Origin of the sequence: Rhodococcus sp. KB6 (assembly GCF_001445685.1) — a bacterium.
GTDB classification, from domain to species: domain Bacteria; phylum Actinomycetota; class Actinomycetes; order Mycobacteriales; family Mycobacteriaceae; genus Rhodococcus_F; species Rhodococcus_F qingshengii.
In genome coordinates this window covers 1-6787 of sequence record NZ_LNAK01000146.1, presented here as the reverse complement: position 1 = coordinate 6787, position 6787 = coordinate 1, and the positions used below count along the sequence as shown (strand labels likewise).

1 protein-coding gene is annotated in these 6787 nt (G+C 62.0%); it reads left to right on the top strand.

Features of this window, described 5'->3' with window-relative positions; all coding sequences use genetic code 11:
• Positions 1 to 22: 22 nt before the first annotated feature.
• Positions 23 to 6787, top strand: a 6765-nt coding sequence (locus ASU23_RS25470; protein WP_172827099.1) for a non-ribosomal peptide synthetase, incomplete at its 3' end; no start/stop codon positions are given.

The window sequence follows — 6787 nt, the reverse complement described above, 5'->3', positions numbered from 1 at the left end:
TGCGGTGTTGGCGGATGTGTCGGTGGCGCAGACGGCGGTGGTTGTTCGTGAGGATTCTCCGGGTGATCAGCGGTTGGTGGCGTATGTGGTTCCGGCTGCGGGTGTGAGCGTTTCGGTCGAGGATGTCCGCACCAGTGTGGGTTCGTTGTTGCCGGAGTACATGGTGCCGTCGGCGTTTGTGGTGTTGGATTCGATTCCGTTGACGGTGAACGGGAAGTTGGATCGTCGGGCGTTGCCGGCTCCGTCGTTGCAGGTTGCGGTGTTCCGGGCTCCGACGTCGGTGGTGGAAGAGGTTGTGGCGCAGACGTTTGCGGATGTTCTGGGTGCCGAGCGTGTCGGTTTGGATGACGATTTCTTTGCGCTCGGTGGTAATTCGCTGATCGCGACGCAGGTGACGTCGCGGTTGGGTCAGGCTCTTGATGCTGCGGTGTCGGTGCGGGAGTTGTTCGAGGCGTCGACGGTGGAGGCGTTGGCTGCTCGTTTGGGTTCTCATGTCGGTGGCGGTTCACGTGCGGCGTTGACTGCGCAGGTGCGTCCGGTTCGGGTGCCGTTGTCGTTGGCGCAGCAGCGCATGTGGTTCCTCAACCAGTTGGATACGAGCTCGGCAGGGAACAACGTCCCGGTTGCGATAACTCTCACCGGAGAACTGGACGTCTTGGGGCTGGAGCAAGCGGTCGCCGACGTTATCGGCCGTCACGAGGTTCTGCGCACGGTCTACCCCGAGGTCGACGGCGTCGGCTACCAGAAGATCGTTGCACCGGCTGATGTCGACGTGAACCTCGCTGCAACCTCGGTCTCGGATTCGGAGATCGTTTCCGAGGTAACGAACTTCGTAGCGGCAGGCTTCGACGTGACGGCCGAGGTGCCGTTGCGCGCCAAGCTTTTCCAGATCAAGGCCGACGAGCACGTTCTGGTATTCGTGGTGCATCACATCTCGACCGACGGTTTCTCGATGGGCCCGTTGACCCGCGACGTCATGACCGCCTACTACGCCCGAACCAACGGCCAGGCTCCGACCTGGACGCCGTTGCCGGTGCAGTATGCCGATTACTCGTTGTGGCAGCGTGAGGTTCTCGGGTCCGAGGACGATCCGCAGTCCGTCATCGCGCAACAGATCACTTACTGGGCGCAAGCACTGGACGGCGTGCCCGAACAGTTGAATCTTCCGGGCGATCGGGCTCGGCCGGCGGTATTCTCCGGTCAGGGAGCGACATTCGAATTCTCGATCGGTCAGGAATTGCATGAGCGGCTGATCAGCGTGGGCCGGGAACACAATGCGTCGATGTTCATGGTGGTCCATGCGGCTCTGGCGTCGCTTCTCGCTCGTCTGTCGGGAACAACGGACATCAACATCGGTGCACCGATGGCCGGGCGAGGTGAATCCGAACTCGACGATTTGATCGGAATGTTCGTCAACACCCTGGTTTTGCGTACCGAGGTTGATCCTTCGGCGGCATTCACAACACTTCTGGCCTCGGCTCGGGAAACCGACCTTCAGGCGTTCGCGCACTCGGACCTTCCGTTCGAGCGGCTCGTGGAAGTGCTGGATCCCGTTCGGTCGAGGGCACATCACCCGCTGTTCCAGGTGGCATTGGCATTTCAGAACCTGGGGCAGAACTCGTTGGCTCTGCCCGGTCTGACGGCGGCCGAGTTCGAAATCGACGAGACCGTGGCCAAGTTCGACCTGCAGCTCACGATCAGTGAGGTATCAGAAGGGCTGTCGGCGACGTTCACGTACGCGACGGATCTGTTCGACGAATCGACCGTCCGCGGATTCGCCGCACGATTGATGCGCATTCTGAACGGAATTGCGACGGACCCCGCAACTTCAGTGGGTGACATCGAAATCCTCGACGCGTCCGAGCGTGAGGTTCTGACGAGTCAAAGGGCTTCGTCAGGAGTAGCGCAGGCGCCGTTGGCCGAGATTCTTGCCGACGCTGCTGCGCGCTACCCGGACAACGTCGCTTTGCGCTACCCCGGCACGGCGCAGGCCGCGGCCGGTAGGTCCATGACGTATCGCGAGGTCGACGAGTGGTCGTCGAAGCTGGCCCGCGTTTTGATCAACCGTGGTCTCGGGGCTGAAGATCTTGTGGCGGTGTCGATTCCGAGATCCGTCGAATCGATACTCGCGGTCTGGGCAGTGTCGAAGACCGGGGCAGCGGTCGTTCCGATCGATCCGCACTATCCGGCAGACCGTATCGCGCACATGCTCAGCGACTCGGGTGCGAAGGTTGGCCTCACCCTCGACGTCGAACGTCCGAATCTCGCCGACGACGTCGAGTGGTTGGTCGTGGACGGACCGCTCGGCGAACAGATGATCGCCGGAGTGTCCGGAGCGCCAATCGATGCCGAGGAACGTGTCCGTCCACTGACGACTGCTCATCCGGCTTGGGTCATCTACACCTCCGGCACGACAGGACTGCCGAAGGGCGTTGTCGCGACCAACGCGGGACTGGCGAGCTTCAGTGTCACGCAGGCCGCGCACTACCTCGTGAAGCCCACCTCGCGGACATTGCACTTCGCGTCACCGAGTTTCGACGCGTCGATGCTCGAGTTGTTCCTCGCGGTGGCCACCGGCGCGACGATGGTCATCGTCCCGCCTGGCGTGTACGGCGGCGACGAACTGGCTGAGGTGTTCCGTAGCGAACGAGTCACGCATGCGTTCATCACACCCGCTGCCCTGGCGTCGATGGACCCGAGCGGCCTGGACGACCTGACGGTGGTAGGCGTGGGTGGCGAAGCGTATTCGCCGGAACTGATCAGCAAGTGGACGACAGGGGACGGATCGGCCGCGTCGGCTTCGGCTCCCAGGACATTCCTGAATGTCTACGGCCCGACCGAGACGACGATCGTGACGAACGTCAGCGTTCCGCTTCTGCCCGGTGACCGAATGGACATCGGCGCCACGATCGGTGACATGGCCGCATTCGTCCTGGACACACGACTCAATCCAGTTCCACTGGGAGTCTCGGGCGAGCTGTATCTGTCCGGTCCTCAGGTGACCCGCGGCTATCATCGTCGTCCAGGCTTGAGTGCCGATCGATTCGTGGCAAACCCGCACGGTAATCCGGGTGAGCGAATGTACCGAACCGGTGACGTGGTGCGCTGGGTCGCTGGAACGGCACCCTCCACCTACGCCGTGGAATACGTGGGCCGCAACGATTTCCAGGTCAAGATTCGCGGTTTCCGTATCGAACTGGGCGAAATCGATGCATCGCTGACGGCACACCCCGAGGTCGAGTTCGCTGCGACGATGGGTACGACCCTGCCGTCGGGTGCCCCGGCGCTGGTGTCGTACGTGTTCACCGGAAAGCACGCTTCGGTCACTTCGGCGGAATTGATCGAATTCGTCTCCAGAACCCTTCCGGCCCATATGGTTCCGGCTTCGGTTATGGTCTCCTCGGACATGCCGCTCAGTCCGGCAGGCAAGCTGGACCGAAAAGCGCTCCCAGCACCGGTTTTCGAGACCAAGGAATTCCGCGCCCCGGTCACCGAGATGGAACAAATCCTGAGCGAGATCTTCGCGGACGTTCTCGGCCTGGATCGCATCGGCACCGACGACTCGTTCTTCGCTCAGGGCGGCGACTCGATCATGTCCATCCAACTCGTCTCTCGTGCGAAGGCACGTGGGGTCGTATTCGCACCCAGTGACGTCTTCGAGAGCAAGACTGTCGCGGCGTTGGCCGAAGTGGCGAAGTATGCCGCCGACGTCGAGGCCGCGGTGGTGCTCGAGGAGTTGCCGGGCGGTGGAGTCGGCTGGATGCCGTTGACGCCGATCGAACGATTCATGGTCGAGCGCGGTGGCAGCTACAACCGATTCACGCAGACGATGACTCTCGAGCTTCCACTCGGAGTGCAGCGAGCCGACATCGTGCGAACACTCGCTGCAGTCGTCGACCACCACGACATGTTCCGCTCGCGGCTGATCTCCGACGGTCGCGGATGGGGGATGTCGGTCTCCGAGCCCGGAACCGTGGACGTCGAGGATCTGCTCAGCCGCGTCGATGTCGACGCGGCTGCGGACGAGTCGACAATTGTTCTCACGGCTTCCAAGGGCCTCGACGAGGCTCTCGGCCGGTTGAATCCGGCGGACGGCGTAATGGTTCAGTTCGTGTGGGTCGACTTCGGTCCCACTCGCACCGGGCGCTTGATCATTGCTGCACATCACCTGATCGTCGACGGGGTCTCCTGGCGAATCATCGTTCCGGATCTGGTGTCGGCTGCGGCTCAGATGGCCGGGGCGAGCGGAGCGACGGGGGATGTTGCTCTCGAGCCGACCGGTACGTCGATGCGACGCTGGGCTCATGCTTTGTCCGAAGAGGCCCATCGGGATTCGCGTGTGGCCGAGCTGGATACGTGGCGGAAGGTGTTGCAGACACCGGACCCGGTGCTGGGTAAGAGGGCGTACGACTCTGCCGTCGACGTTGCGGCAACGGTTCAGCGGATAAGCGTGACGGTCCCCACTCAGGTGACGGAGACTCTGTTGACCACGCTGCCGGAGGTTTTCAACGGCGGCGCCAACGACGGCCTGCTCGCTGGACTGGCACTCGCGCTGATCGAGTGGCGTCGCCGAGCCGGAATCGACTCGACGTCTGCTTTGCTGCAACTCGAGGGCCACGGTCGCGAAGAAGCCGTGATTCCTGGCGCGGATCTGTCAAGGACCGTTGGCTGGTTCACCGCTGCCTTCCCGATCAGTCTCGATCTTTCCGAGGTAGATCTGGGTGACGCTTTCGCCGGAGGTGATTCGGCGGGACGCGCGATCAAAGCAGTGAAGGAACAGCTTCTGGCGATCCCGGACAAGGGCGTCGGGTACGGACTGCTGCGCTACCTGAACGAAGACACGCGCGCAGTGCTTTCTCGCTTCGCCGGGGGACAGGTCAGCTTCAACTACCTGGGACGAGTTGTCGCCGAGGATCTTCCGGCAGGCGTCGAGGGACTCGGGTGGCTGCCGGCCGGCGATTTCGCCAACGTGTCGGCACCCGAAGACGTCGACATGCCCGCAAACAAGGTCGTCGACATCAATGCGATCGTCAACGACGGCGCAGACGGTGCTGTTCTGGAGGCCTCTTTCGCATACCCCGTCGGTGCCATCGACGGCGAGAGTGTCGAGACATTTGCACAGATTTGGGTCGAAGCACTGACTGCCCTGGCGGAGCATTCTCGCTCCGTCGGAGCCGGTGGACTCACACCGTCCGACGTGCCGCTTGTCTCCGTGAGCCAACGAGATATCGACGGCTTCGAGAATCGATTCGGTACGGTGACCGACATCTGGCCCCTGGCACCGCTGCAGTCCGGTTTGCTCTTCCACGCGATGTTGGCAGAATCCAGCGTCGACCTCTACTCGGTGCAGATGATTCTCACTCTGTCCGGGAAGGTGGATGCCGACCGCTTGCGCACTGCAGCACAGGGAATCATCGACCGTTATGCGAACCTGCGAACGGCATTCACGGCCGACGACGACGGAACGCCGGTCCAGATAGTCCTCGAAGACGTTCCAGTCCCGTGGCGGAACATCGATCTCAGCGATATTGCGGCCGTCGACCGTGAGGCAGCTCTGAACGAAGTTTTGACGGCTGACCAGGCGACACACTTCGACATGGCGTCACCGCCGTTGATTCGGTTCACCTTCGTCACCATGGCGGAGGGGGACTATCGCTTGGTGGTGGCGAATCACCACATTATTCTCGACGGTTGGTCGGTGCCACTGCTCTTGCAGAACCTGTTGGCGCTGTACGCGACGCGTGGTGACGACTCGGTTCTTCCGCGTGTGCGTAGCTATCGCAATTACCTGGCGTGGCTTGTCGATCAGGATCGTGATCGATCACTCACAGCCTGGGCGGATGTGCTTTCCGGCGTCGAAGAGCCGACGCTGCTTGCTCAGGTCACAGGCGGACAGGAATTCACCGCGCTGTCCCAGAAGCTGAACGTGTCGATGTCGTCGGAGACAACCGCGGCGCTCACCGCTCTGGCTGCACGACTCGGGGTCACCGCCAACACGATCGTGCAGAGCGCGTGGGCGGTCCTGCTCGGTGCGTTGACCGGAACCGACGACGTTGTCTTCGGTGCAACAGTGTCCGGCCGGCCACCGGCGCTCACCGGCGTCGAATCGATGGTCGGGTTGTTCATCAACACCCTCCCCGTGCGGGTGCGCCTCGACGCCGCGGAGTCCGTCGAAGAATTGGTTGCCAGGGTCCAGATCGAGCAGGCGAGAATGCTTGATCATCACTATCTCGGTTTGACCGATGTCCAGAAAGCAGCGGACGTCGGAACACTGTTCGACACGTTGGTTGTATTCGAGTCGTACCCGGTCGACCGTGAGGGCCTCGCCGCACAGGCGGATGTTCTCGACGGAATGATGATCGACGACATCGCCTCGGACGATTCCACGAACTACCCGTTGACCCTGCTGATCGCACTCGACGAGCAGTTGCACTTGACGCTGCGGTACCTACCGGACTTCTTCGATGCCGACTACGCAACTGCGTTGCTGGACAGAGTTCTTCGACTGCTCTCCTCCGTAGCCACCGATCCTTCGGTGCGTGTTGGTGACGTTGATATTTTGGATTCTGTTGAGCGTTCGTTGGTGCTCGAGGGGTGGAATGACACGGCTCGTGAGGTTGGGGGTGTGTCGGTGTTGGATGGGTTTGTTGCGCAGGTGGCGGCGTCTCCGGATGCGGTAGCGCTCTCGTTCGAGGGTGTGTCGTTGTCGTATGCGGAGTTCGATGCTCGGGTGAATCGTTTTGCCAGGTATTTGGTTTCGGTGGGTGTGGGGCCGGAGTCGTTGGTG